25 protein-coding genes are annotated in these 24,760 nt (G+C 64.7%); 11 read left to right on the top strand and 14 right to left on the bottom strand.

Annotated features, from left to right (window positions below; all coding sequences use genetic code 11):
* Positions 1-13: 13 nt before the first annotated feature.
* Positions 14-958 carry a carbohydrate kinase family protein gene (locus ACWGPT_RS06025; protein WP_452604688.1) on the bottom strand — a complete coding sequence of 315 codons (945 nt, stop codon included), beginning with the start codon at positions 956-958 and terminating at the stop codon, positions 14-16.
* 236 nt (positions 959-1,194) lie between these two features.
* Between ACWGPT_RS06025 and recA the strand changes: the two genes are divergently transcribed.
* From recA to ACWGPT_RS06005, 4 genes are all read left to right on the top strand, one after another.
* Positions 1,195-2,280: a recombinase RecA gene (recA, locus tag ACWGPT_RS06020; protein WP_452604687.1), complete on the top strand. Its 1,086-nt coding sequence runs from the start codon at positions 1,195-1,197 to the stop codon at positions 2,278-2,280.
* Between the two features lie 146 nt (positions 2,281-2,426).
* Complete coding sequence (alaS, locus tag ACWGPT_RS06015) at positions 2,427-5,087, top strand: alanine--tRNA ligase (protein ID WP_452604686.1); 2,661 nt, start codon at positions 2,427-2,429, stop codon at positions 5,085-5,087.
* A 31-nt stretch (positions 5,088-5,118) separates the two neighbouring features.
* Positions 5,119-5,985, top strand: a complete 867-nt coding sequence (gene ttcA / locus ACWGPT_RS06010; RefSeq protein WP_452604685.1) for a tRNA 2-thiocytidine(32) synthetase TtcA — start codon at positions 5,119-5,121, stop codon at positions 5,983-5,985.
* 162 nt (positions 5,986-6,147) lie between these two features.
* On the top strand, positions 6,148-6,972 hold the full coding sequence (locus tag ACWGPT_RS06005; RefSeq protein ID WP_452604684.1) for an inositol monophosphatase family protein: 825 nt from the start codon (positions 6,148-6,150) through the stop codon (positions 6,970-6,972).
* 46 nt (positions 6,973-7,018) lie between these two features.
* On the opposite strand, the gene ACWGPT_RS06000 is transcribed toward ACWGPT_RS06005, so the two are convergent.
* The 9 genes from ACWGPT_RS06000 to purC form a co-directional block, all read right to left on the bottom strand.
* Complete coding sequence (locus ACWGPT_RS06000) at positions 7,019-8,224, bottom strand: multidrug effflux MFS transporter (RefSeq protein ID WP_452604942.1); 1,206 nt, start codon at positions 8,222-8,224, stop codon at positions 7,019-7,021.
* Between the two features lie 122 nt (positions 8,225-8,346).
* Positions 8,347-8,682: a Grx4 family monothiol glutaredoxin gene (grxD, locus tag ACWGPT_RS05995; RefSeq protein ID WP_452604683.1), complete on the bottom strand. Its 336-nt coding sequence runs from the start codon at positions 8,680-8,682 to the stop codon at positions 8,347-8,349.
* A gap of 151 nt (positions 8,683-8,833) precedes the next feature.
* Positions 8,834-9,067 carry a BolA family protein gene (locus tag ACWGPT_RS05990; protein WP_452604682.1) on the bottom strand — a complete coding sequence of 78 codons (234 nt, stop codon included), beginning with the start codon at positions 9,065-9,067 and terminating at the stop codon, positions 8,834-8,836.
* A gap of 98 nt (positions 9,068-9,165) precedes the next feature.
* Positions 9,166-11,373, bottom strand: a complete 2,208-nt coding sequence (purL, locus tag ACWGPT_RS05985) for a phosphoribosylformylglycinamidine synthase subunit PurL (protein ID WP_452604681.1) — start codon at positions 11,371-11,373, stop codon at positions 9,166-9,168.
* Positions 11,374-11,498: 125 nt separating this feature from the next.
* Positions 11,499-12,104 (bottom strand): acyloxyacyl hydrolase, encoded by a 606-nt coding sequence (locus ACWGPT_RS05980; protein WP_452604680.1) that lies wholly within the window; start codon positions 12,102-12,104, stop codon positions 11,499-11,501.
* A 170-nt stretch (positions 12,105-12,274) separates the two neighbouring features.
* Complete coding sequence (locus tag ACWGPT_RS05975; protein WP_452604679.1) at positions 12,275-12,673, bottom strand: hypothetical protein; 399 nt, start codon at positions 12,671-12,673, stop codon at positions 12,275-12,277.
* Positions 12,674-12,722: 49 nt separating this feature from the next.
* Positions 12,723-13,394 carry a phosphoribosylformylglycinamidine synthase subunit PurQ gene (purQ, locus tag ACWGPT_RS05970; protein WP_452604678.1) on the bottom strand — a complete coding sequence of 224 codons (672 nt, stop codon included), beginning with the start codon at positions 13,392-13,394 and terminating at the stop codon, positions 12,723-12,725.
* Positions 13,395-13,617: 223 nt separating this feature from the next.
* Positions 13,618-13,860 (bottom strand): phosphoribosylformylglycinamidine synthase subunit PurS, encoded by a 243-nt coding sequence (gene purS, locus ACWGPT_RS05965; protein WP_452604677.1) that lies wholly within the window; start codon positions 13,858-13,860, stop codon positions 13,618-13,620.
* Between the two features lie 16 nt (positions 13,861-13,876).
* The gene (gene purC / locus ACWGPT_RS05960; protein ID WP_452604676.1) at positions 13,877-14,641 is read right to left on the bottom strand and encodes a phosphoribosylaminoimidazolesuccinocarboxamide synthase; all 765 of its coding nucleotides are present in this window, start codon (positions 14,639-14,641) and stop codon (positions 13,877-13,879) included.
* Between the two features lie 341 nt (positions 14,642-14,982).
* Between purC and ACWGPT_RS05955 the strand changes: the two genes are divergently transcribed.
* Positions 14,983-15,294: a DUF1476 domain-containing protein gene (locus ACWGPT_RS05955; protein ID WP_452604941.1), complete on the top strand. Its 312-nt coding sequence runs from the start codon at positions 14,983-14,985 to the stop codon at positions 15,292-15,294.
* A gap of 66 nt (positions 15,295-15,360) precedes the next feature.
* Here the strand turns inward: ACWGPT_RS05955 and ACWGPT_RS05950 are convergent, their stop codons facing one another.
* The 4 genes from ACWGPT_RS05950 to ACWGPT_RS05935 form a co-directional block, all read right to left on the bottom strand.
* The gene (locus tag ACWGPT_RS05950; RefSeq protein ID WP_452604675.1) at positions 15,361-15,915 is read right to left on the bottom strand and encodes an RBBP9/YdeN family alpha/beta hydrolase; all 555 of its coding nucleotides are present in this window, start codon (positions 15,913-15,915) and stop codon (positions 15,361-15,363) included.
* A gap of 137 nt (positions 15,916-16,052) precedes the next feature.
* Complete coding sequence (purB, locus tag ACWGPT_RS05945) at positions 16,053-17,360, bottom strand: adenylosuccinate lyase (protein ID WP_452604674.1); 1,308 nt, start codon at positions 17,358-17,360, stop codon at positions 16,053-16,055.
* Positions 17,361-17,436: 76 nt separating this feature from the next.
* On the bottom strand, positions 17,437-18,111 hold the full coding sequence (gene rpe / locus ACWGPT_RS05940; protein WP_452604673.1) for a ribulose-phosphate 3-epimerase: 675 nt from the start codon (positions 18,109-18,111) through the stop codon (positions 17,437-17,439).
* 55 nt (positions 18,112-18,166) lie between these two features.
* Entirely contained in the window at positions 18,167-19,237 is a 1,071-nt protein-coding gene (locus ACWGPT_RS05935; protein ID WP_452604672.1) for a branched-chain amino acid ABC transporter substrate-binding protein, read from the bottom strand.
* Positions 19,238-19,444: 207 nt separating this feature from the next.
* On the opposite strand from ACWGPT_RS05935, the gene ACWGPT_RS05930 reads away from it, so the two are divergent.
* The 6 genes from ACWGPT_RS05930 to ACWGPT_RS05905 are packed head-to-tail and all read left to right on the top strand — an operon-like array spanning position 19,445 to position 24,759.
* A complete protein-coding gene (locus ACWGPT_RS05930; RefSeq protein WP_452604671.1) occupies positions 19,445-19,894 on the top strand; it encodes a flavin reductase family protein in 450 nt (149 codons plus the stop codon).
* 21 nt (positions 19,895-19,915) lie between these two features.
* Positions 19,916-20,845 (top strand): AAA family ATPase, encoded by a 930-nt coding sequence (locus ACWGPT_RS05925; protein WP_452604670.1) that lies wholly within the window; start codon positions 19,916-19,918, stop codon positions 20,843-20,845.
* A 3-nt stretch (positions 20,846-20,848) separates the two neighbouring features.
* A complete protein-coding gene (locus tag ACWGPT_RS05920) occupies positions 20,849-22,105 on the top strand; it encodes a vWA domain-containing protein (RefSeq protein WP_452604940.1) in 1,257 nt (418 codons plus the stop codon).
* Positions 22,102-22,428, top strand: coding sequence for an XdhC family protein (locus ACWGPT_RS05915; protein ID WP_452604669.1), 327 nt, complete (start codon positions 22,102-22,104; stop codon positions 22,426-22,428). The genes ACWGPT_RS05920 and ACWGPT_RS05915 overlap by 4 nt, the downstream gene beginning before the upstream one ends.
* A complete protein-coding gene (locus tag ACWGPT_RS05910) occupies positions 22,428-23,123 on the top strand; it encodes an XdhC family protein (protein WP_452604668.1) in 696 nt (231 codons plus the stop codon). Before ACWGPT_RS05915 ends, ACWGPT_RS05910 begins: the two co-directional genes overlap by 1 nt.
* Position 23,124: 1 nt before the next feature.
* Complete coding sequence (locus ACWGPT_RS05905; protein WP_452604667.1) at positions 23,125-24,759, top strand: NTP transferase domain-containing protein; 1,635 nt, start codon at positions 23,125-23,127, stop codon at positions 24,757-24,759.
* The last annotated feature ends 1 nt before the right edge of the window (position 24,760 follow it).

Below are 24,760 nucleotides of genomic sequence, written 5' to 3'. Positions count from 1 at the left end.
CTCCGGTGTGGTCTCATGGGGAGCGTGTGAGGGCTGCCAGCGATGCTGCCCGGCGCTCCAGGGACGGGCGGTCGAGTTCCGGCGGGGCGGAATAGGGCGATGCCAGTGCAATCTGGGACGCGGCGATCCCGCGGGCAAGTGCTTCGGGAAGGCTGTGCCCCGCAAGGAGCGCGTCGAGCGTACCTGCGGCGAGCGCATCGCCGGCACCGGTGACATCGACGATCTCGGTTGCCGCGGGTGGTTTCGCCACCAAGGACTGCGGGCCATCGAAGGCGGCGATCTCGTCGCCGCCCTTGGTGACCACGCCGCCGGAAAGCCCGAGCGGGCGCAGGAGGTCTGGCCAACGATCTGCGGCGTCGGGTGCCGTACCCGCAAGCGCGGTGGCCTCGGCCCGGTTCATGAAGAGCCATGTGAGGTCGGGCAGCGCATTGCGGAAGCGGACCACCTTGGCCGGCGATATGGAAATGCCGGCGATGGGAATTCCCCGCAGCCGCGCCTTTGCGGCGAGCGCAGCCAGCGTATCGTCCGGCAGGTTGGCGTCGCAGACGATGAGGTCGGCGCGTTCGATCGCCTCGCGAAACGATCTCGCGCACAACCGCCGCTGGGTGAAGAACCGGTAGAGGTCCATGTCGGCCAGCGCGATGACGAGATTGCCGTCCCGCTCCAGGATGGCGGTATAGCTCGGCGTGGCGCGATCGAGGAAGACGACCGGGCGATCCTCGATGCCCGCCGACAGGGCCTCGGCCGCGACCCTGTCGCCTGCGGCATCGCCGCCGCGGGGCGCGACCAGTTCGACGGCGTGCCCGAGCCGCGCCAGGTTGCGCGCGACATTGAAGGCGCCGCCGCCCACATCCTCATGCCATGACCCGGGGTTGCTGGCGCCTGGCGCCGTCTCGCCGGCAATCCGGCCGCGACGATCGAGGTGCGCGCCGCCGACCACGAGGACCCGTTTCGTCATCGGCGCGAACCCCGGATGACGATGCCGCCGATTCGGCTACGGAGGGTTCCGCCGGGGCCTTTCTCGCCGGTGGTGATGACTGGCGGTGTGGGCGGAACAAGAGACGAACAGGTTCCGGAAAGGCCATGCCGGGCGGTCACATGAAGGGGCCTTGCGGGAGTGGAACAAAACGTGTACATGATCGACATCAGTTGCTTCGTTGCCTGCGTGGCGTCAATAACCTAAAGGTGGATCAGATGGCACAAAATTCTTTGCGGCTTGTAGAGGACAAAACAGTGGATAAGAGCAAGGCGCTGGACGCAGCACTGTCGCAGATCGAACGATCCTTCGGCAAGGGATCGATCATGAAGCTTGGCGCGAAGGAGAACGTGGTCGAGACCGAGACGGTTTCCACGGGATCTCTCAGCCTCGACATCGCGCTCGGCATCGGCGGCCTGCCCAAGGGCCGCATCGTGGAAATTTACGGCCCGGAAAGCTCGGGCAAGACGACGCTTGCATTGCAGACGATCGCGGAAGCACAGAAGAAGGGCGGCATCTGCGCCTTCGTGGATGCCGAGCACGCGCTCGATCCCATCTATGCCCGCAAGCTGGGCGTCGACCTGGAGAACCTGCTGATTTCGCAGCCGGACACGGGCGAGCAGGCGCTGGAGATCACCGACACCCTGGTTCGCTCCGGCGCGATCGACGTTCTCGTGGTCGATTCGGTCGCCGCGCTGACGCCGCGCGCCGAAATCGAGGGCGAGATGGGCGACAGCCTGCCCGGCCTGCAGGCGCGGCTGATGAGCCAGGCGCTGCGCAAGCTGACCGCCTCGATCTCGCGTTCCAACTGCATGGTCATCTTCATCAACCAGATCCGCATGAAGATCGGCGTGATGTTCGGCTCGCCGGAGACGACGACCGGCGGCAACGCACTGAAGTTCTATGCGTCCGTGCGCCTCGACATCCGCCGCATCGGCGCCGTCAAGGAACGCGAGGAAGTGGTCGGCAACCAGACCCGCGTCAAGGTCGTCAAGAACAAGATGGCGCCTCCCTTCAAGCAGGTCGAGTTCGACATCATGTACGGCGAGGGCGTGTCGAAGACCGGTGAGCTGGTCGATCTCGGCGTCAAGGCCGGTATCGTCGAGAAGTCCGGCGCCTGGTTCTCCTACAACAGCCAGCGGCTCGGGCAGGGACGCGAGAATGCGAAGACCTTCCTGCGCGACAATCCGGAGCTTGCCCGCGAGATCGAACTCGCCCTGCGCCAGAACGCCGGGCTGATCGCCGATCGGTTCCTGGAGAATGGCGGTCCGGACGCCCAGGAGGGCGGCAGCGAAGACCTGTAGTCCTTCCGCCCGAAGATTTTCCGCACCGGCCGCGCATCTTCAAAGATGTGCGGCCGGTTGCGTTTGGCTGGACAGTCCAGGGCGCGAGCGATAAAAGCCACTGGTTTTCAAGTGATGGACCGCATCTGGCGGGCAAAGGGCGTAGCATGAGCGGCGTGAATGACATCCGGTCGACCTTCCTCGACTATTTCCGAAAGAACGGCCACGAGGTCGTGTCGTCCAGCCCGCTGGTGCCGCGCAACGACCCGACGCTGATGTTCACCAACGCCGGCATGGTGCAGTTCAAGAATGTCTTCACCGGCCTGGAGAAGCGACCCTACACCACCGCCACCACGTCGCAGAAATGCGTGCGTGCCGGCGGCAAGCACAACGATCTCGACAATGTCGGCTACACGGCGCGGCACCTGACCTTCTTCGAAATGCTCGGGAACTTCTCGTTCGGCGACTATTTCAAGGAACACGCGATCGAGCTGGCCTGGAAGCTGGTGACGGAAGGCTTCGACCTGCCCAAGCACCGCCTTCTGGTTACCGTCTATTCCGAGGACGAGGAGGCGGCGTCCCTGTGGAAGAAGATCGCGGGCTTCTCCGACGATCGGATCATCCGCATCCCGACCTCCGACAATTTCTGGCAGATGGGCGATACCGGGCCCTGCGGTCCTTGCTCGGAAATCTTCATCGACCAGGGCGAGCATGTCTGGGGCGGCCCGCCCGGTTCGCCGGAGGAAGACGGCGACCGTTTCCTGGAGTTCTGGAACCTCGTCTTCATGCAGTTCGAGCAGACGGCGCCCGGTGAGCGAACGCCGTTGCCGAAGCCGTCGATCGATACCGGCATGGGCCTGGAACGCATGGCCTGCATCCTCCAGGGCGTCGAGAGCGTCTTCGATACGGACCTCTTCCGCAACCTGATTTCCGCCACCGAGGACGTCGTGGGCGCCAAGGCCGAGGGCGACCAGGCTGCAAGCTTCCGGGTTATCGCCGACCATCTCCGTTCGTCCGCCTTCCTGATTGCCGACGGCGTGCTGCCGTCGAACGAGGGCCGCGGATACGTGCTTCGCCGCATCATGCGCCGCGCCATGCGTCATATGCAGCTCCTGGGCGCGCGCGAGCCTCTCATGTATCGCGTCCTGCCGGCGCTGATACAGGAGATGGGTCGCGCCTATCCGGAACTCGTCCGGGCCGAGGCGCTGACCTCCGAGACGCTGAATCTGGAAGAGACCCGTTTCCGCAAGACGCTCGACCGCGGCCTGACGCTGCTCGCCGACGCGACGGCGGATCTCTCCAAGGGCGACAGCCTCGACGGCGAGACTGCCTTCAAGCTCTACGACACCTATGGCTTCCCGCTCGACCTGACGCAGGACGCGCTGCGTGCCCGCAACATCGGCGTCGACATCACGGGTTTCAACGACGCGATGCAGCGCCAGAAGGCCGAGGCGCGCGCGAGCTGGGCCGGCTCCGGCGACAAGGCGACCGAGACCGTCTGGTTCGAGATAAAGGAACAGCACGGCGCGACCGAATTCCTGGGTTACGACACGGAAACCGCCGAGGGCGTGGTTCAGGCCCTGGTGCGCGACGGCAAGAGCGTCGAATCCGTCACGGCCGGAGAGGACGTGCAGGTCGTGGTCAACCAGACGCCCTTCTACGGTGAGTCGGGCGGTCAGATGGGCGACACGGGCGTCATCACGACCGATCATGCTCGGCTTGAGGTGACGGATACGCAGAAGAAGGGCGAGGGGCTTTTCGTCCATATCGCCAAGGTCGTGTCCGGGACGCTGAAGACGGGCGAGCCGGTCATGCTCGCTGTCGATCATGCCCGGCGGTCGCGGCTGCGTTCCAACCATTCCGCGACGCATCTCCTTCACGAGGCGCTGCGCGAGGTGCTGGGTTCGCACGTGGCGCAGAAGGGATCGCTGGTCGCACCGGAGCGTCTTCGCTTCGATATCTCTCATCCGAAGCCCATGTCGGCGGAAGAACTGCGGCAGGTCGAGGAAATGGCCAATGCCGTCGTCCTCCAGAACGCGCCGGTAACGACGCGGCTGATGAGCGTCGATGACGCGATCGCAGAGGGCGCCATGGCGCTCTTCGGCGAAAAATACGGTGACGAGGTCCGCGTCGTTTCCATGGGTACGGGGATTGCCGGCGAGAAGGCCGGGAAGCCCTATTCCATCGAACTTTGCGGCGGCACCCACGTGAACGCGACGGGCGATATCGGGCTCCTGCGCATCCTGGGCGAAAGTGCCGTCGGCGCGGGCGTCAGGCGCGTGGAGGCGGTTACCGGACCCGCGGCACTCAGCTATCTGGTCGAGCAGGACGAGCGCATCAAGACGCTGGCCTCGGCGCTCAAGGTCCAGCCGACCGACGTCGTTTCCCGCGTGGAAGCGTTGGTCGAGGAGCGTCGCAGGCTCGAGCGGGAACTTGCCGAGACGAAGCGCCGGCTCGCCATGGGCGGAAGCCAGGGCGGGGGCGCCGGCGAGGTCCGCGAGGTCGGCGGAACGAAATACCTGGGCAAGGTTCTCGAAGGGATCGATGCGAAGGACCTGAAGGGTCTGGCGGACGAGGGCAAGGCGAGCCTCGGCTCCGGCGTGGTCACGCTCGTCGGTGTTTCTGCCGACGGCAAGGCGAGCGCTGTCGTCGCGGTGACCGAGGATCTGACGGGCCGCTTCAGCGCGGTGGATCTCGTGCGGATCGCCTCGGCTGCCCTCGGCGGCAAGGGCGGCGGCGGCCGGCCGGACATGGCCCAGGCGGGCGGTCCGGACGGTTCCAAGGCGCAGGCAGCAGTCGACGCAGTCGCCGAGGCGCTCGGCGCCTGAGGGCTGCGGCCTTCCAGATATTGGAGACGGTATGGGACTTCCCGGCCCGATTGACGAGCAGCTGGATATGGCGGGCGAGGGACAGCTTCCCTCGCTCTTTGCCAATGCGCCGCAATCGGTCGGCTTCAACAAGCTCAGGAAGCGGCTTCTGCGGCTGGTTCGCCAGGCGCTCGAGGACTTCCGGATGCTCGACAGGCAGAGCCGCTGGCTGATCGGTCTGTCGGGGGGGAAGGATTCCTATTCGCTGCTGGCGATCCTCATGGACCTCAAGTGGCGGGGCCTGCTGCCGGTGGAACTCGTCGCCTGCAATCTCGACCAGGGCCAGCCGAATTTCCCCAAGCACGTCCTTCCGGATTACCTGACCTCGATCGGCGTGGCGCATCGGATCGAGTATCGCGACACCTATTCCATCGTCAAAGAGAAGGTGCCCGAAGGAGCGACCTACTGTTCGCTCTGTTCCAGGCTCCGGCGTGGCAACCTCTACCGCATCGCCCGCGAGGAGGGATGCGACGCGCTGGTTCTCGGGCATCACCGCGAGGATATCCTCGAAACCTTCTTCATGAATTTCTTCCACGGCGGCCGCCTTGCCGGAATGCCGGCGAAGCTGCTCAACGACGAGGGCGATCTTCTTGTGCTGCGGCCGCTCGCCTACTGCGCCGAGGACGACCTGGCGCGCTTTGCCCAGGCCATGGAGTTTCCGATCATCCCGTGCGATCTCTGCGGTTCGCAGGACGGCCTGCAGCGCAATGCGATGAAGGCGATGCTTGCCGATATCGAGGCCCGTATGCCGGGCCGCAAGGATGCGATGCTGCGCGCTCTCGCACACGTCAATCCGTCCCACCTCCTCGACACCAAGCTCTTCGATTTCGCCGGACTGGCGGTCGGCTCGCGGGACTGAGGCAGGCACCGCGTATCATCGGCTGCCGCGCCGCGACCGATCGGACGTTCCCCGCACCTTCAGTATCCCGTCGCAACGGCTCTTGTCCCTGTACTTCGGCCTTCGGTTGGTAGTAGGTGCTGGCGCACGACTGCCTTGTGACATGCCTGATCGGAGATTGAGTTGACGAGCATTATCGATATCGGCGCGCTTGCCGATCTGCTGCAGGACGCAGCCATCAAGGAAATCCGCCCCCGCTTCCGCAGGCTGGATGCCGGGGATATCCGGGCCAAGAGCGAACCCACCGATCTGGTGACGGAAGCGGACGAAGCGGCCGAACGCTACATCCGCAGCAAGATCGCGTCGCTTGCGCCGAACGCGCTTTTCGTCGGCGAGGAATCGGTGGCCGCCGATCCGGCCTTGCTCGCAAGCCTGGCGGATGCCGACCTGGCGATCGTCGTCGATCCGATCGACGGGACATTCAACTTCGCGTCCGGTATTCCCGCCTATGGCGTCATGGCATCGGTGGTGTGGAAGGGCGAGACGATCGCCGGCATCATCTACGACCCGATGGGCGACGACTGGGTGATTGCGGAGAAGGGGGCAGGCGCCTATCTGCGGCGTCCCGACGGCGAGGCCAAGCGCTTGTCTGTTGCCGCGCCGGCATCGATCGAAAGCATGGTCGGGATGGCATCGGCGGGTTACTTCTACGGCGATGTGCGGGAGCGGGTCCTCGGCAACCTCGCCAAGGTGCGCTTCGTTGCGAGCTACCGTTGCGCCGCGCACGAATACCGCACCTTCGGCGGCGGGCACGTCCACTTCGTGATGTACAACAAGCTGATGCCCTGGGACCACTTGGCGGGAACGCTCGTAGCACAGGAAGCCGGAGGCTATGCCGCGCGGTTCGACGGATCCGCCTATCTGCCGCATCATGTCGACGGCGGATTGCTGGTCGCGACGGACAAGGACAGTTGGGAGATGCTGCGCCGGGAGATACTGGAACTCTGAGCGAAGAAGGGGCCTTCCGGCCCCTTTTTCATGCGTTACGTCGAGATCAGACGCGCGGGTTCTGGGCCCGGAAAAGCCGGCCTTTTTCCCCGATCAGCACGAAGACGAGGCCCACCAGGGAGACCGCGAAGAAGCCGGCCACCATGGGCAGGGCAGTCCCGTCGAAGGCCTGGCCGATCAGGGCACCGATCAGGCCGCCGCCGATCGTGCCCATGAAGCCGAGCACGGACGACGCCGTTCCGGCAACGTGGCCGAGCGGTTCCATCGCCAGCGAGTTGAAGTTCGAGCCGATCCAGCCGAACTGGAACATCGCCAGCGCGAAGAACGCGAGGAAGACCGCAAACGGCATGGGCTGCGGGCCCAGGATTTGCAGGAGCAGCCACACGCCGGTCACCGCGACGAAGCCGAGCAGCGAGGCGTGCGAGAGGCCGCGCATGCCAAAGCGGCCGACGAGGCGGGCATTGACGAAGGACGAGAAGGCCATGAAGACCGCGACGGCCGCGAAGGCGGCCGAGAACCACACGCCGAGCCCGTAAATGCCGACATAGATCTGCTGGGCGGAATTGATGAAGCCGAACAGGGCGCCGAAGATGAACATGCTGGCGATCGTGTAGCAGAGCGCGACCCGGTTGGTGAGGACGATCCGGAAGCCGCCGAGCACGGAGGCGACCGTGAACGGGCGGACATCCTCCTCATGCAGCGTCTCCGGCAGGCGGAAATACATCCAGGCGGCGACGGCAAGCGCAACGACGGCCATGAAGACGAAGATCAGGTGCCAGTCGCCGAAGAGAAGGATGATCTGTCCGGTTCCCGGCGCGATGACCGGAACAATCATGAACACCATCATGATGAGGGACATGACCTCCGCCATGGCCCGTCCGCCGTAGATGTCGCGGACAATCGAAATCGTGATGACGCGCATGGCGGCCGAGCCGATGCCCTGGATGACGCGAAGCACGAGCAGGCCCGCGAAGGACGGCACGGCGACGACGGCGAGCGAGGAGATGACATAGACCGCGAGCCCGAACAGCATCGGCTTCCGGCGGCCGAAGCGGTCCGAGATCGGTCCGTAGGCAAGCTGCGCGAGGCCGAACCCGAAAAGGTAGGCCGAGACGACATATTGCCGGTGGTTTTCGTTCTCGACGCCGAGAGCCGCGCCTATCTGCTGCAGGCCCGGCAGCATGATGTCGATGGCAAGCGCGTTGAGGGCCATGAGCATGGCCATCAGGCCGATGAATTCGAGCCGGCCCATTCCGCCCAGGCGCTCGGTAGACGAGAGTGGTTTTGTCGTCACTTCAAAAAATCCATAGAACGAGAAAGCGCCGCGTAGGCGGCGCCTCTGAAATAAATCGGTGTGTAATAGACGGATGACGCCTAGGCAGCGCCGCGCGTGCTGATGCCGTTTTCCTGCAGATGGCTCTGCAGTTCGCCGGACTGGAACATCTCGCGGACGATGTCGCAGCCGCCGACGAACTCACCCTTGACGTAGAGCTGCGGGATGGTCGGCCAGTTCGAATACTGCTTGATGCCCTCGCGGATTTCCTGGTCGGCGAGGACATTGATGCCCTTGTAGTCGAGACCGAGGTAATCGAGGATCTGCACGACCTGGCCCGAGAAGCCACACTGCGGAAACTGCGGGGTGCCCTTCATGAAGAGAACCACGTCGTTCGTCTTCACCTCGTTGTCGATGAACTCGTTAATGCCACTCATGTCGATGTCCTTAGCTGCCGGGGTCAAGGCCCGGATCGTATAACGCTTAGATAGCACGCGTCGGCGCAAATACCAGCGCCGGCACCGGATCGATCCGATCAATTCGGTTGATGGGTCGGAAGCGGCGTCGCACGGAAAGGCGTAAGCGGGATTACTCCGGTGCGGAGGTCTGCAGGGCCAGCGCGTGCAAGGTTCCGCCCATGTGCCCCTTTAGCGCGTCGTAGACCATCTGGTGCTGCTGCACGCGCGTCTTGCCGCGGAAAGCCTCGGCGACCACTTCGGCCGCGTAATGGTCGCCATCGCCCGCCAAATCCCGAATGGTGACCTTGGCGCCGGGAATTCCCGCCTTGATCATGTCTTCGATGTCTCCCGGCTTCATGGGCATGATGTATTCCTTCTCGTTATTACAACCAGCTGACTCGTAGCCTGCCGCGAGAGTGCCAAAAACGGTGGCGGCGGTCAAAGACGGCAAGAACTGAACGATCAGCCCATGTAGCCCGGGAACCAGCTTTCGTTGGTGTTTACAAGTTCGCTCACACCAACGTTCACGAGGTCGTCGACGAGAAGACGGTCGCCGCCCGCCTTCCCCAGCTTGCGGAAGGGAACGCCGGCGCTTTCGGCGCTGGCCTCGACGAAATCGGCAATATCGGCGGGAACCGCCAGGACGTAACGGGCCTGGTCTTCGCCGAACAGGAGTGCATGCGCGGGGCCGCGCTGGTCCTTGAGCGTGACGGTCATGCCCTTCGTCGCGGCCATGGACATTTCCGCAAGCGCCAGCAGGAGGCCGCCGTCGGAGATGTCGTGGCAGGCCGATACCTGGCCGTTGCGGATAAGAGCGCGAACGAGTTCGCCGTTTCGACGTTCAGCGGTAAGATCGACCGAGGGGGCGGGACCTTCCGTCGAGCCGAGGACGTCCCGCAGGTAGATCGACTGGCCGAGATGCGTGCCGTCCGTGCCGATCATGATCAGCACATCGCCGTCCCGCATGTCGCCGATGCGGGCCATTTTCGACCAGTCAGGCAGCAGTCCGACGCCGGCGATGGTCGGGGTGGGAAGGATCGCGACACCATTCGTCTCGTTATAGAGGGAGACATTGCCGGAGACGATCGGGAAGTCGAGCGCGCGGCAGGCTTCGCCGATGCCCTGGATCGCACCGACGAGCTGACCCATGATCTCGGGCTTTTCCGGATTGCCGAAATTGAGGTTGTCCGTCGCGGCCAGGGGTTCGGCGCCGGTTGCGGTGATGTTGCGCCAGCATTCGGCGACCGCCTGCTTGCCGCCCTCGACGGGGTCGGCTTCCACGTAACGGGGCGTCACGTCGGATGAGAAGGCGAGCGCCTTGGTGGGGTGGCCGTCGACCCGGACGACGCCCGCGTCGCCACCCGGGCGCTGCAGGGAATTGCCCTGGATAAAGGTGTCGTACTGCTCCCAGACCCAGCGGCGGCTTGCCTGGTTGGGAGAACCGACCAGCTTGAGGAGAGCCGCATTGTAGTCCTGAGGTTGGGCAACCTCGCTTGCGGGGAGCGGAGCCCTGCCGTTGCCGGCGACCCAGGGGCGGTCATATTCGGGCGCTTCGTCGCCGAGTTCCTTGATCGGCAGGTTCGCGACCTCCTCGCCGCGGTGAAGGATGCGGAAGCGCAGGTCGTCCGTCGTCTTCCCGACGATCGCGAAGTCGAGGCCCCACTTGACGAAGATCGCCTTGGCCTCTTCTTCCTTCTCGGGCCGGAGCACCATGAGCATGCGCTCCTGGCTTTCCGAGAGCATCATCTCATAGGCGCTCATGCGCTCTTCGCGCACCGGCACCTTGTCGAGATCGAGCTCGATGCCGAGATCGCCCTTGGCGCCCATCTCGACGGCCGAACAGGTGAGGCCGGCCGCGCCCATGTCCTGGATGGCGATGACCGCGCCGGTCTTCATCAGTTCCAGGCAGGCCTCGAGCAGGCACTTCTCGGTGAAGGGGTCGCCGACCTGGACCGTCGGGCGCTTCTCCTCGATCGATTCGTCGAATTCCGCCGACGCCATCGTCGCGCCGCCGACGCCATCGCGGCCGGTCTTGGCGCCGAGATAGACGACCGGGAGGCCTACGCCTTCCGCCTTGGAGTAGAAGATGGCGTCCGACTTCGCGAGGCCCGCGGCGAAGGCGTTGACGAGGATGTTGCCGTTGTAGCGTTCGTCGAACTCCACTTCGCCCCCGACGGTCGGAACGCCGAAGGAATTGCCGTAGCCGCCGACGCCGGCAACGACGCCGGAAACCAGGTGTCTCGTCTTCGGATGGTCCGGCGAGCCGAAGCGCAGTGCGTTCATGGCGGCGATCGGTCGCGCGCCCATGGTGAACACGTCACGCAGGATGCCGCCGACCCCCGTCGCCGCGCCCTGGTAGGGTTCGATGTAGGAGGGGTGGTTGTGGCTCTCCATCTTGAAGACGACGCAGTCGCCGTCATCGATGTCGACGACGCCGGCGTTCTCGCCCGGCCCCTGAATGACGCGGGCGCCCTTCGTGGGCAGCGTGCGCAGCCATTTCTTGGAGGACTTGTAGGAGCAATGCTCGTTCCACATGGCCGAGAAGATGCCGAGCTCGGTAAAGGTCGGCGTCCGCCCGATCAGATCGAGGATCCGCTGGTACTCATCCGGTTTTAGCCCGTGCGAGGCGACGAGTTCAGGCGTGATCTCAATGCTGTTGCGGATGTCCATGGTCTTCTCTGGCTAGGGGAGGCGTCTGCCGGTCTCTTTAGCCTAAGCGTTCGAAAGGCGCGACAGGAAATTTCCCCTCGCGCCTGCTTCGGTCATGAGCCTGCGATGACCTGGATGATGTCGCTCTAGAACTTGTAGCCGACCATGACACCGGCGCGCGACAGGCCGTTGTTCGGGCCGTCGCAGAGTTCGGCGTGGGACGAATGCTCGAGATGGGCGATCAGGCTCCACCGGTCGGTGACATTCAAGCCCGCCGCGACATATTCGTGGAAGAGGGCGCGGCAGCCGAGCTTGGGCCCGTTCCCGCCGTCGCCCTCGTCGAGGTCGCCGTCATGCAAGGTGCCGCCGAAGCCCATCTCCAGGAAGAATCGGTCGGTAACGTTCGCGGTCCAGGAAAACCCGGCATAGACCTGATTGGTCTCGTTCTCCGTGGCGATCGTGCCGCCGACGTGGAGGCGCGGGCGCAGAAGCCTGTCCCAGCCTGTCGTCTCCATGTGATCCCAGGGATCGAAGAGAAGCATGCCGCTGACGAATGCACCGTCTTCCTTGCCGAAATCCGAACTGTCGATGGAGGTCAGGACGCCGAAGCGCGCTTCGTCGAAGATCGGTCGGGCGTCCCGGGCGAGGGGGGCAGCTTCAACGGGTGATTGGGGCTCGGAGAGGTCTGCTGCAAAGGCACTGGTTGAGGTAAGAAGGGCCACGAGGGCCGCGCCGGCATCACGTTTTTGCATCACCTGGAACTGCTCCCGCACCGGCCTGCCGCCATGATTCCGTCATGGCGTGACCACAGATTCGGCGGAAATGTAAGCCCGCAGCATCAAATTGCGCAACAGGGAAGCGGCGCTGCCTTCAACCTGTGCCACCTCAACGCGAGGTAGTGACATTTTGGTGACGATTCTACCTAGCAGGCGGGGGTGCCGGCGGCCCATTTGAGGACGTCACGGCGGATGCGCTCCCCCGACGCACCCTCCATCAGCGGGCCGAAGGCGTCGAGACGCGCCGGGCTGCCCTCTGCCTGGACCACCAGGACGGGGCGTGATTCGGGGCTGTTTCGGGGAACCGCCAGGATGCGGGGGCGCCCGGAGAAGGAATTCAGTTCCGGCGCCAGTCGATAGGGCTGGAATGTCGCGTCTCCGGACTTGAACCAGCACCGGTTGGCATTGATCGCGACGCGTTCCATCGTCGGCAGCGCGGCGCGATCCGGAGACGTTTGCGGCGCGCGGCCGGACTGGCACGAGGAGAGGAGGAGGGCAGCGAAGACCGGCAGGCTGGCGAGGCGTGCCACGTTATGAAGACGCATCGGAATTCCTTGTTCATGGCGAGAGCTTCCCCGCGGATGGCCCTGTCCGTCAGGCGGCGATCACATCCAGGGCGGATGCGAAGAGACCGCGACCATCAAGTCCGCCGTGTGCGGATTCGATCAGGTTTTCCGGATGCGGCATCATGCCGAGCACGTTGCCCTGCGCATTGACGACGCCGGCGATGTCGCCGAGCGAGCCGTTGGGGTTGGTGCCGGCGGCATACCGGAAGACGATCTGCCTGTTGTCCTGCATGCGCACCAGCGTCGTCTCGTCGACGAAATAATTGCCGTCATGGTGCGCGACGGGGCAGCGGATGACCTGGCCTTCCTCGTAGGCGCGCGTGAAGGCGGTATCGGCGTTCACGACCTCGAGCAGCACTTCCTTGCAGACGAAGCGAAGCGAGTTGTTGCGCATCAGTGCGCCCGGCAGCAGGCCGGCCTCAACGAGGATCTGGAAGCCGTTGCAGACGCCCAGGACTCTGACGCCCTTGTCCGCCTTTTCGCGAATGGCCTGCATGACCGGCATGCGGGCGGCGATCGCCCCGCAACGGAGGTAGTCGCCGTAGGAAAAGCCGCCCGGGATGACGATGAGGTCGACATCGGGAATGCTGGTCTCGGTCTGCCATACCGTAATCGGAGCCTGACCGGAGATCTTGGTCAGGGCATCGATCATGTCGCGATCGCGGTTGAGACCGGGGAGTTGGACGACGGCTGATTTCATGGGTGCGGCTCAAACCTTGCTTGGTCTTCCCGGAGTTCATGCAACTCCGAACGATTTTCGATCCAGGCCAGACGCGGGGCTGGCAAGGATCGTCGAGATATCGCGGACGCGCCGCGCCATCGATTTGCTCGGGCCGAGCTTCCCGGTCGGACATCGATGCCTTCAGCCGCTCCGGCGGCGTTGCGCATCAATTCCCCGGCGATCCCGGCCCGGGCGGCCATTCTCAGTCGAGAGAAATACTGTAGTTCTCGATGACGGTGTTCGCCAGCAGCTTTTCGCACATGTCCTTGAGGTCGGCCTCAGCCTTGGTGCGGTCGGAGCCGGAAAGCTCGATATCGAACACCTTGCCCTGCCTGACATGACCGACGCCGTCGAAGGCGAGGCTCGAAAGCGCGCCCTCGATCGCCTTGCCCTGCGGATCGAGAACCCCGTTCTTCAACGTAACCGTTACCCGTGCCTTGATCACTTCTACCCCTCGTCGGTTACTTCACCAGAACCGGGCCGGTGCCGCGGATCGGTTCATTTTCATTGATGATGCCGAGCCGGCGCGCGACTTCGGAATAGGCCTCGACGAGTCCGCCGAGATCCCGCCTGAACCGGTCCTTGTCCATCTTTTCCTTGGTCTCGATGTCCCAGAGGCGGCAGCTGTCCGGAGAGATCTCGTCGGCCAGGATGATCCGCATCATGTCGCCTTCATAGAGGCGGCCGCATTCGATCTTGAAATCGACCAGCTGGATTCCGACGCCCAGGAAGAGACCGCTGAGGAAGTCGTTCACGCGGATCGCGAGCGCCATGATGTCGTCGAGTTCCGCGGGGTTCGCCCAGCCGAACGCGGTGATGTGCTCTTCGGAGACCATCGGGTCGTTGAGCGCATCGGACTTGTAGTAGAACTCGATGATCGAGCGGGGAAGGACGGTGCCCTCGTCGATTCCAAGGCGCGTCGAAAGCGACCCGGCGGCGACATTGCGCACCACCACCTCGAGCGGGATCATCTCCACTTCCTTGATGAGCTGCTCGCGCATGTTCAGGCGGCGGATGAAGTGGGTCGGAATCCCGATCTTGTTGAGGTGGGTGAAGACGTATTCGGAAATACGGTTGTTCAGCACACCCTTGCCGTCGATGACATCATGCTTCTTCTTGTTGAAGGCGGTGGCATCGTCCTTGAAGAACTGGATCAGCGTGCCGGGCTCCGGGCCCTCGTACAGGATCTTGGCCTTGCCTTCGTAGATACGGCGGCGACGGTTCATTTCAATTGTCTCGTTGTTGGCGCTACGCGAGCGCAGTGAAAGGTCGTTGTGCGGTCCCATAACGGAAATGTTCGAAAATCACAATGCGGCGATTCCTCCGGACCGGGAGAGTTCGAGGCGGGCGGCCGGGCGTTTCCGGCAGCGAGGCGCCCGATTCCTTGCCGGGCGGACGTCATTGCCGCCGCGGCGTGTGGCGCAAGCCAGTGAAGAACAGGGATAGATGTTGAATTGGACATGATTTCGGCGCTCCCGGGGCCGAAACACCGCTTTGACAATTCGCATTGCACTTTGGAAACGGTTTTGATTTATGGGCCTAACGAGAACGAATTACCGGGAGACAAATCATGACCAGCATGAAAGACCGCGAACGCGCCTTTGAAAACAAGTTTGCGCTCGATGAAGAGCAGAAGTTCAAGGCCGTCGTGCGGCGGAACAAGCTGGTAGGCCGCTGGGCGGCCGGGCTCCTGGGACGCGATGCCGACGCATATGCGCAGGAAGTCGTCGAAGCCGATTTCCAGGAAGCCGGCGAAGAGGATGTATTCCGCAAGCTGCGCGCCGATTTCGATGCCGCCGGCGTCTCCGTGGCCGATGACGAGATTCGCCAGAAAATGCTCGCCTACCTGCAGGATGCAGTTGCCGAGGTGAGGCAGTAAGCTTCTACAGTACTAGATTGCAGGAAGCCGCGTCGGTTGCCGACGCGGCTTTTTTTGCGCCCGTCGTCAGGTCTTCAGGCGAGACAGGAACTGGGCGAAGACCATCGTGCCCTCGGGCCATGGGCCGTGGCCGCTTTCCGCGTTGATGTGTCCCGATTCGCCGGCATCGATGAAGAGCGAGCCCCAGGCGGCGGCGAGCTCGTCGGCGTGTTCGAAGGAGCCGAACGGATCGTTGCGGCTGGCGATGGTCAGCGTCGGGAAGGGGAGCGGATCGCGCGGATAGGGGCCGAAGCTCATCAGGTGCTTGGGCCGGACAGCCGGATTGTCGACTTCGGGCGGTGCGACGAAGAACGCGCCGGCGATGGGCTTCCGGAACAGCGGGATCGCATGGACCGTCGAGGGGATGCCCAGCGAGTGCGCCACGAGGACCACCGGCCGGGTCGCCGCATTGACCTCGTCGGCGATTTTCGCAACCCAGTCCTCGCGTACCGGCTTCGACCATTCGGCCTGCTCGACGCGGCGGGCGGTGGACAGTCGCGACTGCCAGCGGGTCTGCCAGTGATCGAGTCCCGAACTCGTATAGCCCGGGATGATGAGAATTTCGGCTTCGGATGCTTTCATGATGGCGCCGATTTGAGAAACCGGAGCGCCGAAGTCAAGGGCCTGCGGCAGAAGGTGCTATGACCGGGGAGCGCGCCACGCATGGTCGCGCGCCGCCCGATTGCCGGAGATCCGGTCCGCCACGAAGGACGGAGCGATCAGGCCTCGCCGAAGACCCGGCGGAAGATCGTGTCCACGTGCTTCGTGTGATAGCCGAGGTCGAACTTCTCGCGGATTTCCTCCTCGGAAAGGGCCGCGCGGACCTCGTCGTCGGCCAGAAGTTCCTCGAGGAAGTCCTTGCCCTGTTCCCAGACCTTCATCGCATTGCGCTGCACGAGACGGTAGGCGTCCTCGCGCGAAACGCCGGCCTGCGTCAACGCGAGAAGTACGCGCTGCGAATGAACAAGTCCGCGGAACTTGTTCATGTTGTTCATCATGTTCTCAGGGTAGACCAGCAGCTTGTCGATGACGCTGGTCATGCGTGCCAGCGCGAAATCGAGGGTGACGGTGGCGTCGGGGCCGATCATCCGCTCGACCGAGGAATGCGAGATGTCGCGCTCGTGCCAGAGCGCGACGTTTTCCATCGCCGGCATCGCGTAGGAGCGGATCATGCGCGCCAGACCGGTGAGATTTTCGGTCAGGACCGGATTGCGCTTGTGCGGCATCGCGGAGGAACCCTTCTGGCCCGGGGAGAAGTATTCCTCGGCTTCCAGGACCTCGGTGCGCTGCAGGTGGCGGATTTCGGTGGCCAGGCGCTCGATCGACGAGGCGATGACCGCAAGCGTCGAGAAGTACATGGCGTGGCGGTCGCGGGGGATGACCTGGGTCGAGACGGGTTCGGCCTTCAACCCCATCGCGGCGGCGACGTGTTCCTCGACACGGGGGTCGATGTTGGCGAAGGTGCCGACGGCGCCGGAGATCGCGCAGGTGGCGACTTCCTCGCGCGCTGCCATCAGCCGGGTCTTGTTGCGGTCGAATTCGGCGTATGCCTGCGCAAGCTTGACGCCGAAGGTCGTCGGTTCGGCGTGGATGCCGTGGCTGCGGCCGATGGTGACCGTGTCCTTGTGCTCGAAGGCGCGGCGCTTCAGGGCGTCGAGCAGCTTGTCCATGTCCGCGAGCAAGAGGTCCGTCGCACGGACGAGCTGGACGTTGAAGCAGGTGTCCAGGACGTCTGAGGACGTCATGCCCTGGTGGACGAAGCGGCTGTCGGGACCGACGAACTCCGCCAGATGGGTGAGGAAGGCGATGACGTCATGCTTGGTCACCGCTTCGATCTCGTCGATGCGATCGACGTCGAAGGTGGCCGAGCCGCCCTTTTCCCAGATCGTTTCGGCGGCGGACTTGGGGATGACGCCGATCGCCGCGAGCGCGTCGCAAGCATGGGCCTCGATCTCGAACCAGATGCGGAACTTGGTCTCGGGCGACCAGATTGCAACCATCTCGGGGCGAGAATAACGGGGGATCATGGGCAGAAGCTTTCTATCGACAGCAGGGGTGTGGCCGCTTTAGCAAGAAGCGGATCGAAGCTCAATCTCAGGTTCGTCAGCGCGCTCCGGCGGCAGCGCGAAGGGTAGCGATGCGGTCCCGGTAGCTTTCAACGCTATTGCCCTGGAATACGGCGGACCCCGCAACGAAGACATTGGCCCCGGCTGCGGCGACCGCGCCGATCGTTTCCGGCGTAATGCCGCCGTCGAGTTGCAGCTCGATCGGCCGGTTGCCGATCATCGCCTTTGCCGCGCGGGTCTTTTCCACCATGGCGGGAATGAACTTCTGGCCGCCGAATCCCGGGTTGACGCTCATGATGAGGATGAGGTCGATATCGTCGAGGACGTTTTCGAGGACCGAGAGCGGGGTGGCTGGATTGAGGGTCACGCCCACCTTCTTGCCCAGGGAGCGGATGGTCTGGAGGGAGCGATGCAGGTGCGGTCCCGATTCCGCATGCACGGTAATGCCGTCGCATCCAGCCTTGGCGAAGGCTTCGAGGAACGGGTCGGCCGGCGTGATCATCAGGTGGCAGTCGAAGAAGGCCTTCGTGTGCGGACGGAGAGCCTTGATTACGTCGGGGCCGTAGGAGATGTTCGGGACGAAATGACCGTCCATGACGTCGAGATGAATCCAGTCGGCGCCGGCCTCGACGACGTCGCGGACTTCCTGTCCGAGCTTGGCGAAGTCCGCGGCGAGGATCGACGGTGCGATACGGATCGGCAGGGTGGTCATGGTCTTGTCTCCGGATTGTCGGAGGCGCTGTACCACCGCAGCCGCCCGGGAACAATCACTGCGTGGGCGGTGCCAGGATGTGGAAGCCGCCGCCTCGCCATTCCTGCAGCCGGAGGGGGTTCGCGGCGAGCTCCTGGCGGGCGTCGAAGGCGAGGGGGCCGATCACGGTCTGGAAATCACTGTCGAGCAGACGGGCGGCGAGGGGGGTGTCGTCGTCTTGCGACAGAGACGCTGCGACAATTTGCACGGCGGCATAGGCGGGAAGTGTGTACCCTTCCGGCTCGCCGTGTCCGGCGCGCAGGGGCGCCACGACGTCAGCGGCTGCCGGAAGTCCGGCATAGTCGGGCAGGGCTGCCGCCAGGACGCCGTCTTTCAATGGCACCGGCCGGTTGGCGGCCCGCATCGTATCGCCCGCGAGGATTGTCAGCGGAATCCGCTCCGTGCCGGCGTCGCGGGCGATCACCGCGACGTCGTTCCTGTCACCGCCGACAACGACATGGGTGGCACCGGCCTTTGCGAGCCGGCGGACCAGTGCGACCTGCTGTTCCTGGCCGGGGCGGTAGGTATCGACGAAGACCGGGGTGATCCCGCCCTGCTCGAGCGCGCCGCGGACGGCGCTCGCCAGTTCGCGCCCGTAGATCGTCCCGTCATCGATGATAGCGACCGGTTCAGCCTTCCAGCGATCGAGCACGGCTGCGGAAATCGCTTCGGCTTCGGCCTGTTCGCCCGGGGCCATGCGAAAGAGCGGCCAGTTGTGGCGTAGCGCATCCTCCATGAGGAGGTCGGAGCGTACGGCGACGGTGATCGCGGGTATGCCGGCCTCGGCAAGTTCGGGCATCAGCCGGGAGAGTGTTTCCGTGCACAGGAAGCCGACGGCCGCGACCGCACCCGCCTCCCGCATCCGCGTCACGGTGTTCGTGTCCGCTTCGGCTTCGCAAGGCTCATCGAGGGCGAGAACTTCGTGCCCGGTGGCTTCCGCGGCTGCACGCGCACCGACCAGGATCTGGTTGCCGAGCGCGGCGTAGGGCCCGCTTGACGGGGCGACGACCGCTATAGTCTCCGCATTGGCCACCAAGGGCACGAGAAGTGCCAGGGCGGTGGTCATGCTCCCGAGGCGGATGCGCATGGTCTTCCATTCTCCGTTTGAAAGACATTTAGCTGCCCGACGCGGTGGGTCAAAGGATTTCGGAGATGGCGCGCCAAGCTGCCGCGAGGATGGGCGTAGACAAGTCCCTAAGAGAACGCCATATCGGGGCCTGACCTTGAACGCTTGCAGTCCTCGGAGAAGCATTTGACACGACAGCAGCTTGATCCCGCGACATATCGGAACGGGATGGCACTCTATGCCGGCCACGTCCAGGTGGTCACGACCGAACACCAGGGTGTGAGGCGAGGGGTCACGGTCACTGCAGCCTGTTCTGTTTCGGACAATCCACCGACGCTTCTCGTCTGCCTCAACGCGAGCAATCCGGGGAACGATCTCTTCGCGGAGAGCGGGGTGTTCGCCCTCAACGCACTTGCCGAGCAGCATGAGGAACTTGCGACCCGATTTGCCGGCTTTACGGGAGCCTCGGCCGCGGATCGCTTCGCACTGGGTCAATGGGAGACCCTCGAGACGGGTTCTCCCATTCTTTCCGACGCACTCGTTTCCTTCGATTGCCGCGTCACCGAGATCCGCCCGGCCTCGACGCATTTCGTCATGTTCGGAGAAGTCGTGGCGATGCATTTCGGACCGCGCAATCCTGCACTGATCTATCTGGACCGGGGCTTTCGCACGCTCTAGACTGCGTCCTGAGGAGGAGACATGACGCAAGACGGCAAAGTGCGCTTACCCGCCTCCATCGATGAGACGATGGCCCTCCTGGAGGCCCACGACTATCTCGCGGAGCGAAGGCTCGCGACGGTCGTCTTCCTGGCCCTGCGGATGAAGCGGACGCTCTTCCTGGAAGGCGAGGCTGGCGTCGGCAAGACCGAGATCGCCAAGACGCTTGCAAGGGCGCTCGATCGCCCGCTGATCCGCCTGCAGTGTTACGAAGGCCTGGACGTCGCGTCTGCCGTCTACGAGTGGAACTATCCGGCCCAGATGCTCGAGATACGACTGTCGGAAGCGGCGGGCATTCGCGATCGCGAGCGGCTGGAGACGGATATCTTCGCCGAGAGGCATCTCATCCGGCGCCCTGTCCTTCAGGCGCTCGGCCAACCGGGCATGCCAGCTCCGGTCTTCCTCATCGACGAACTCGACAGGGCGGACGAGGCGTTCGAGGCATTCCTGCTGGAGGTCCTGTCGGATTTCCAGGTGACGATCCCGGAGCTTGGCACCATCAGGGCCGCCGAACCGCCGATCGTCGTCATCACCACCAACCGGACGCGCGAGATCCACGACGCGCTGAAGCGGCGCTGTCTCTACCACTGGGTGGACTATCCCGGCGCGGCGCTGGAGATGGAAATCATCCGCCGCAAGGTTCCGGCCTGCGCGGCCGCGCTCTCGCGTCAGGTGGTCGCCTATGTCCAGCGGCTGCGCCAAATCGATCTCTTCAAGAACCCCGGCGTCGCGGAAACCCTCGATTGGGCCACCGCGTTGACGGAACTGGACAGGCTGGCGCTGGATCCGGAGACGATCTCCGACACGCTGGGGACATTGCTGAAATACCAGGACGACATCGACCGTATCCGGGGAGACGAGGGGAAAAGACTGCTCTCCGAGGTGAAGGCCGACCTTCTCGCGGCGGGGTGAATGATGCAGGCACCGGCAAGGCAGGATCAGGACGACGGACCGAGCCGGCCACCGGAAGGCGGAAAGCTCGCGGAAAATATCGTCCATTTTTCCCGGGTGCTGAGACGGGCGGGGCTGAAGACCGGGCCGGGCGATTCCGCCGACGCGATCAATGCGATCCGGGCGATCGGTCCGGGTTCGCGCGATGAATTCCATGCCGCATTGTCCGCTGTCTTCATCCGGCGACATGAAGACCAGCCGGTGTTCGACGAAGCCTTCGAGCTTTTCTGGCGCTCCCGCGACCTCGTCGGGAAGATGATCGCGCTGATGTCGCCGAAGGCTGCGGACAACCGCGCGCCGGCAAAGCCCAGGCCTGGGCACGGCCGGGTCGCGGATGCCCTTGCACCGGTTCCGTCGCAAACGTGTGCAGAGGAGCTACCGGAGATCGATGTCGACGCGCGGCTAACCTCATCCCAGCGCGAGTTGCTGAAACGGATGGATTTCGCCCAGATGTCGGCGGCGGAGCTCGCCATGGCGCGCCGTGAGATCGCCCGTCTCGTCATTCCGTTCAGCGAGTACCCGACCCGGCGTTACCGGCGCGCGGGCTCCGGCAACCGCGTCGATCCGCGCATGACGATGCGCCATGCGATGCGCAGCGGCGGGGACCTGATCCTGCCGCGCTTCCGCAAGCGCAAGGTCCTGCCTCCTCCGCTGGTGGTTCTCGCCGACATTTCCGGTTCCATGAGCCAGTACACGCGGATCTTCCTGCATTTCCTCCACGCCCTGTCGGAGCGGCGCGAGCGGCTCCACATCTTCCTTTTCGGCACGAGGCTGACGAACGTGACCCGGCATCTTCGCTGCCGCGACCCCGACGAAGCTGTCGCCGCATGTGCGGATGCAGTTCCCGACTGGTCCGGCGGCACCCGCATCGGAGCGACGCTCGGCGAATTCAACCGTCTCTGGTCGCGGCGCGTTCTCGGCCAGGGCGCGGTCGTCCTGCTCATCACGGACGGGCTCGAGCGCGAGGGGATCGAGGACCTGGAAAGAGAGGCGGATCGGCTGCACAGGTCCTGTCGCCGTCTGCTCTGGCTCAATCCCTTGCTCCGGTTCGACGGGTTCGAGGCGCGGGCGCGCGGGGTCAGGGCGATCCTGCCGCATGTCGACGAGCTTCTTCCGGTCCATAACCTCCAATCCGTCGCAGATCTCGCCCGGTCACTGGGTGGAGACAGTTCCCGAAACGGCGATCCCCGCCGTCTCATGTCTGGAGGAGCCGCACCATGAACGACGTCGAGCAGCTTGATCCGCTTGCCACCGCCGAGCGCTGGAACGCGGAGGGTCGTCCGGTCGCCATCGCCACCGTCATCCAGACCTGGGGCTCGGCACCGCGTCCGGCCGGAAGCCACCTCGTCGTCGACGGTGACGGCAATTTCGAGGGGTCCGTCTCCGGGGGATGCGTGGAGGGCGCGGTCATCGGAGAGGCGCTGGAGGTCATCGCGACCGGGCACGCGAAATTGCTGGAATTCGGGGTCGCCGACGAGACGGCATGGCGCGTCGGGCTTTCCTGCGGCGGAACGATCCGCATTCACGTCGAGAGGCTCGCCTGATGCGTACGGAGACGCTCCACGCGCTCAACCTCGCGCGACGGGAACGGGAGGCGGTAATCCTCGTCACGGACCTCGACGGCCAGGGCGAACAGGTCATCCTGGAGGGACAGGCCGTCGCCGGGTCGCTCGGAGATGCGGTATCGGCGGCCTTCCGCAGTGGCCGAAGCAGCGTGGTCGACGTTGCGGGCCGGGAACTCTTCCTCAACGTCTACCTGCCGCCGCCGCGCATCGTCGTCGTCGGGGCGGTGCATATCAGCCAGGCCTTGTCCCGGCTGGCGCCCGTTGCGGGTTATGACCTGACGATCATCGATCCGCGTACGGCCTTTGCGACGGATGAACGCTTCGCGGGCGTCGACCTGGTAGCGGACTGGCCGGAGGATGTGCTCGCCGCGCGACCGCTCGATGCCTATACGGCGGTTGCCGTCGTGACGCACGATCCCAAGATCGACGACATTCCCCTTGTTGAGGCGTTGAAGCGGAATTGTTTCTATGTCGGCGCGCTCGGGAGCCGCAAGACCCACGCCCAGCGGGTGGAGCGCCTGCGGCGGCAGGGACTGACCGACGAGCAGATCGGACGAATCTCGGCCCCGATCGGCCTCGACATCGGCGCCGCCAACCCGGCCGAAATCGCCGTGGCGATCCTGGCTGAGATCATCCAGGCCTTCCGCCAGCGCAACCTCGTGCCCGGAGCCTGACGTGCAGTTCGGACGGGTTCCCATTACGAGCGCCGAAGGATGCATCCTCGCCCACAGCCTCCGGCTCTCCACCGGGCGCGTGCCGAAGGGAACGATCCTGACGGCGGATCACATCCGGGCTCTCGCCCAGGAAGGATTCGAAGACGTCACGGCGGCGCGACTCGAAGCGGGCGACACGCTCGAGGACGATGCGGCGACGGCGATCGCCGAGGCGCTCGACACGCCTCATACGCGTCGCTCGGAGGCTGCGACCGGTCGGGTAAACATCTACGCCACCGAAAACGGCCTCTTCCTCGCCGATCGCGCCAGGGTCGATTCGCTGAACCGCGTCGATCCCGGCATCACGCTCGCGACGATCGCCGACCACACGGCGGTCGCCGCGGGCACCATGGTCGCGACCGTGAAGATCATTCCGCTCGCGGTCGCCTCCGCCAAGGTCGAGGCCGCAGCCCGACTCGCCCGGCAATCGGATTCATTTTCCCTAAAGCCCTATCGGCCGCATCGCGTCGTCCTGGTCGCCACGGCCCTTCCTTCGTTGAAATCGTCGGTCATGGACCGTACAGCCAGGCTTCTGGCACAGCGGCTGGAGCCGTCTGGCAGCCGGCTCTTCCGGGAGAAACGCGTGGCCCATGATACGGACGATCTGGCTGCTGCACTCCGGGATGTGACTGCGCCGCAGGGCGAGCGCCCGGATCTCGTCGTCATCTTCGGTGCCTCGGCCGTGGTCGATCCGGACGACGTCATCCCCGCGGCCATTCGGGCATGCGGCGGGACGGTGGACCAGGTCGGAATGCCGGTGGATCCCGGCAACCTCCTGGTGCTCGGCGCGATCGGGGAGATCCCGGTGATCGGAGCGCCCGGATGCGCGCGCTCGCCGAAGGAAAACGGCTTCGACTGGATACTGAACCGCATCCTTGCCGGGGAACGTCCCACGTCCTTCGACATCAGCGGTATGGGAGTAGGGGGACTGCTGATGGAAATTCCCGAACGGCCGAGACCGCGGGATGGCGCGCCGTCAACCGAAAGCGAGCTGACCGTCGGCGCTCTGCTGCTGGCGGCGGGACAGGCCCGGCGCATGGGCGAGGGCGGACCGCACAAGCTGCTCGCGTCCTTCCAGGGCGTGCCGCTGGTGCGCCGAAGCGCGGAGACGCTGCTCCGTTCCGGGCTCGGGCCCGTCGTCGCGGTGACCGGTCACCGGCACGAGGAGGTGGAGCCACTCCTCGCTGGTCTCGACCTGAAATGCGTGTTTAACCCCGATTACGCCTCGGGTATGGCGAGTTCCCTCGTCGCCGGACTGTCGTCCCACGGGATCGGCAATTGCGACGGCGTGCTCGTCATGCTGGCGGACATGCCGGCGGTGACGCCCGGCCACCTTGGCGGGATGGTCGAGGCGTTCCGAAAGGCAGGGGGGCTCGCCGTCGTCCGGGCGGCCCATGAGGGCAAGCGCGGCAATCCGATCATCCTTCCGCGCGCGACCTTCGAAGCCGTGCGGAAGCTGCAGGGGGATGTCGGCGCGCGCGCGATCGTCGAGAACTGCGGCCTTCCGATCATCGATGTCGAGATCGGCCGCGCTGCCCATATCGATGTCGATACGCCGGAAGCGGTCATCGCGGCCGGCGGCGTCCTCGGGGACTGAC

The organism is Pseudorhizobium sp. NPDC055634, from assembly GCF_053618655.1.
This window is presented reverse-complemented; position numbering and strand designations above follow the sequence as displayed.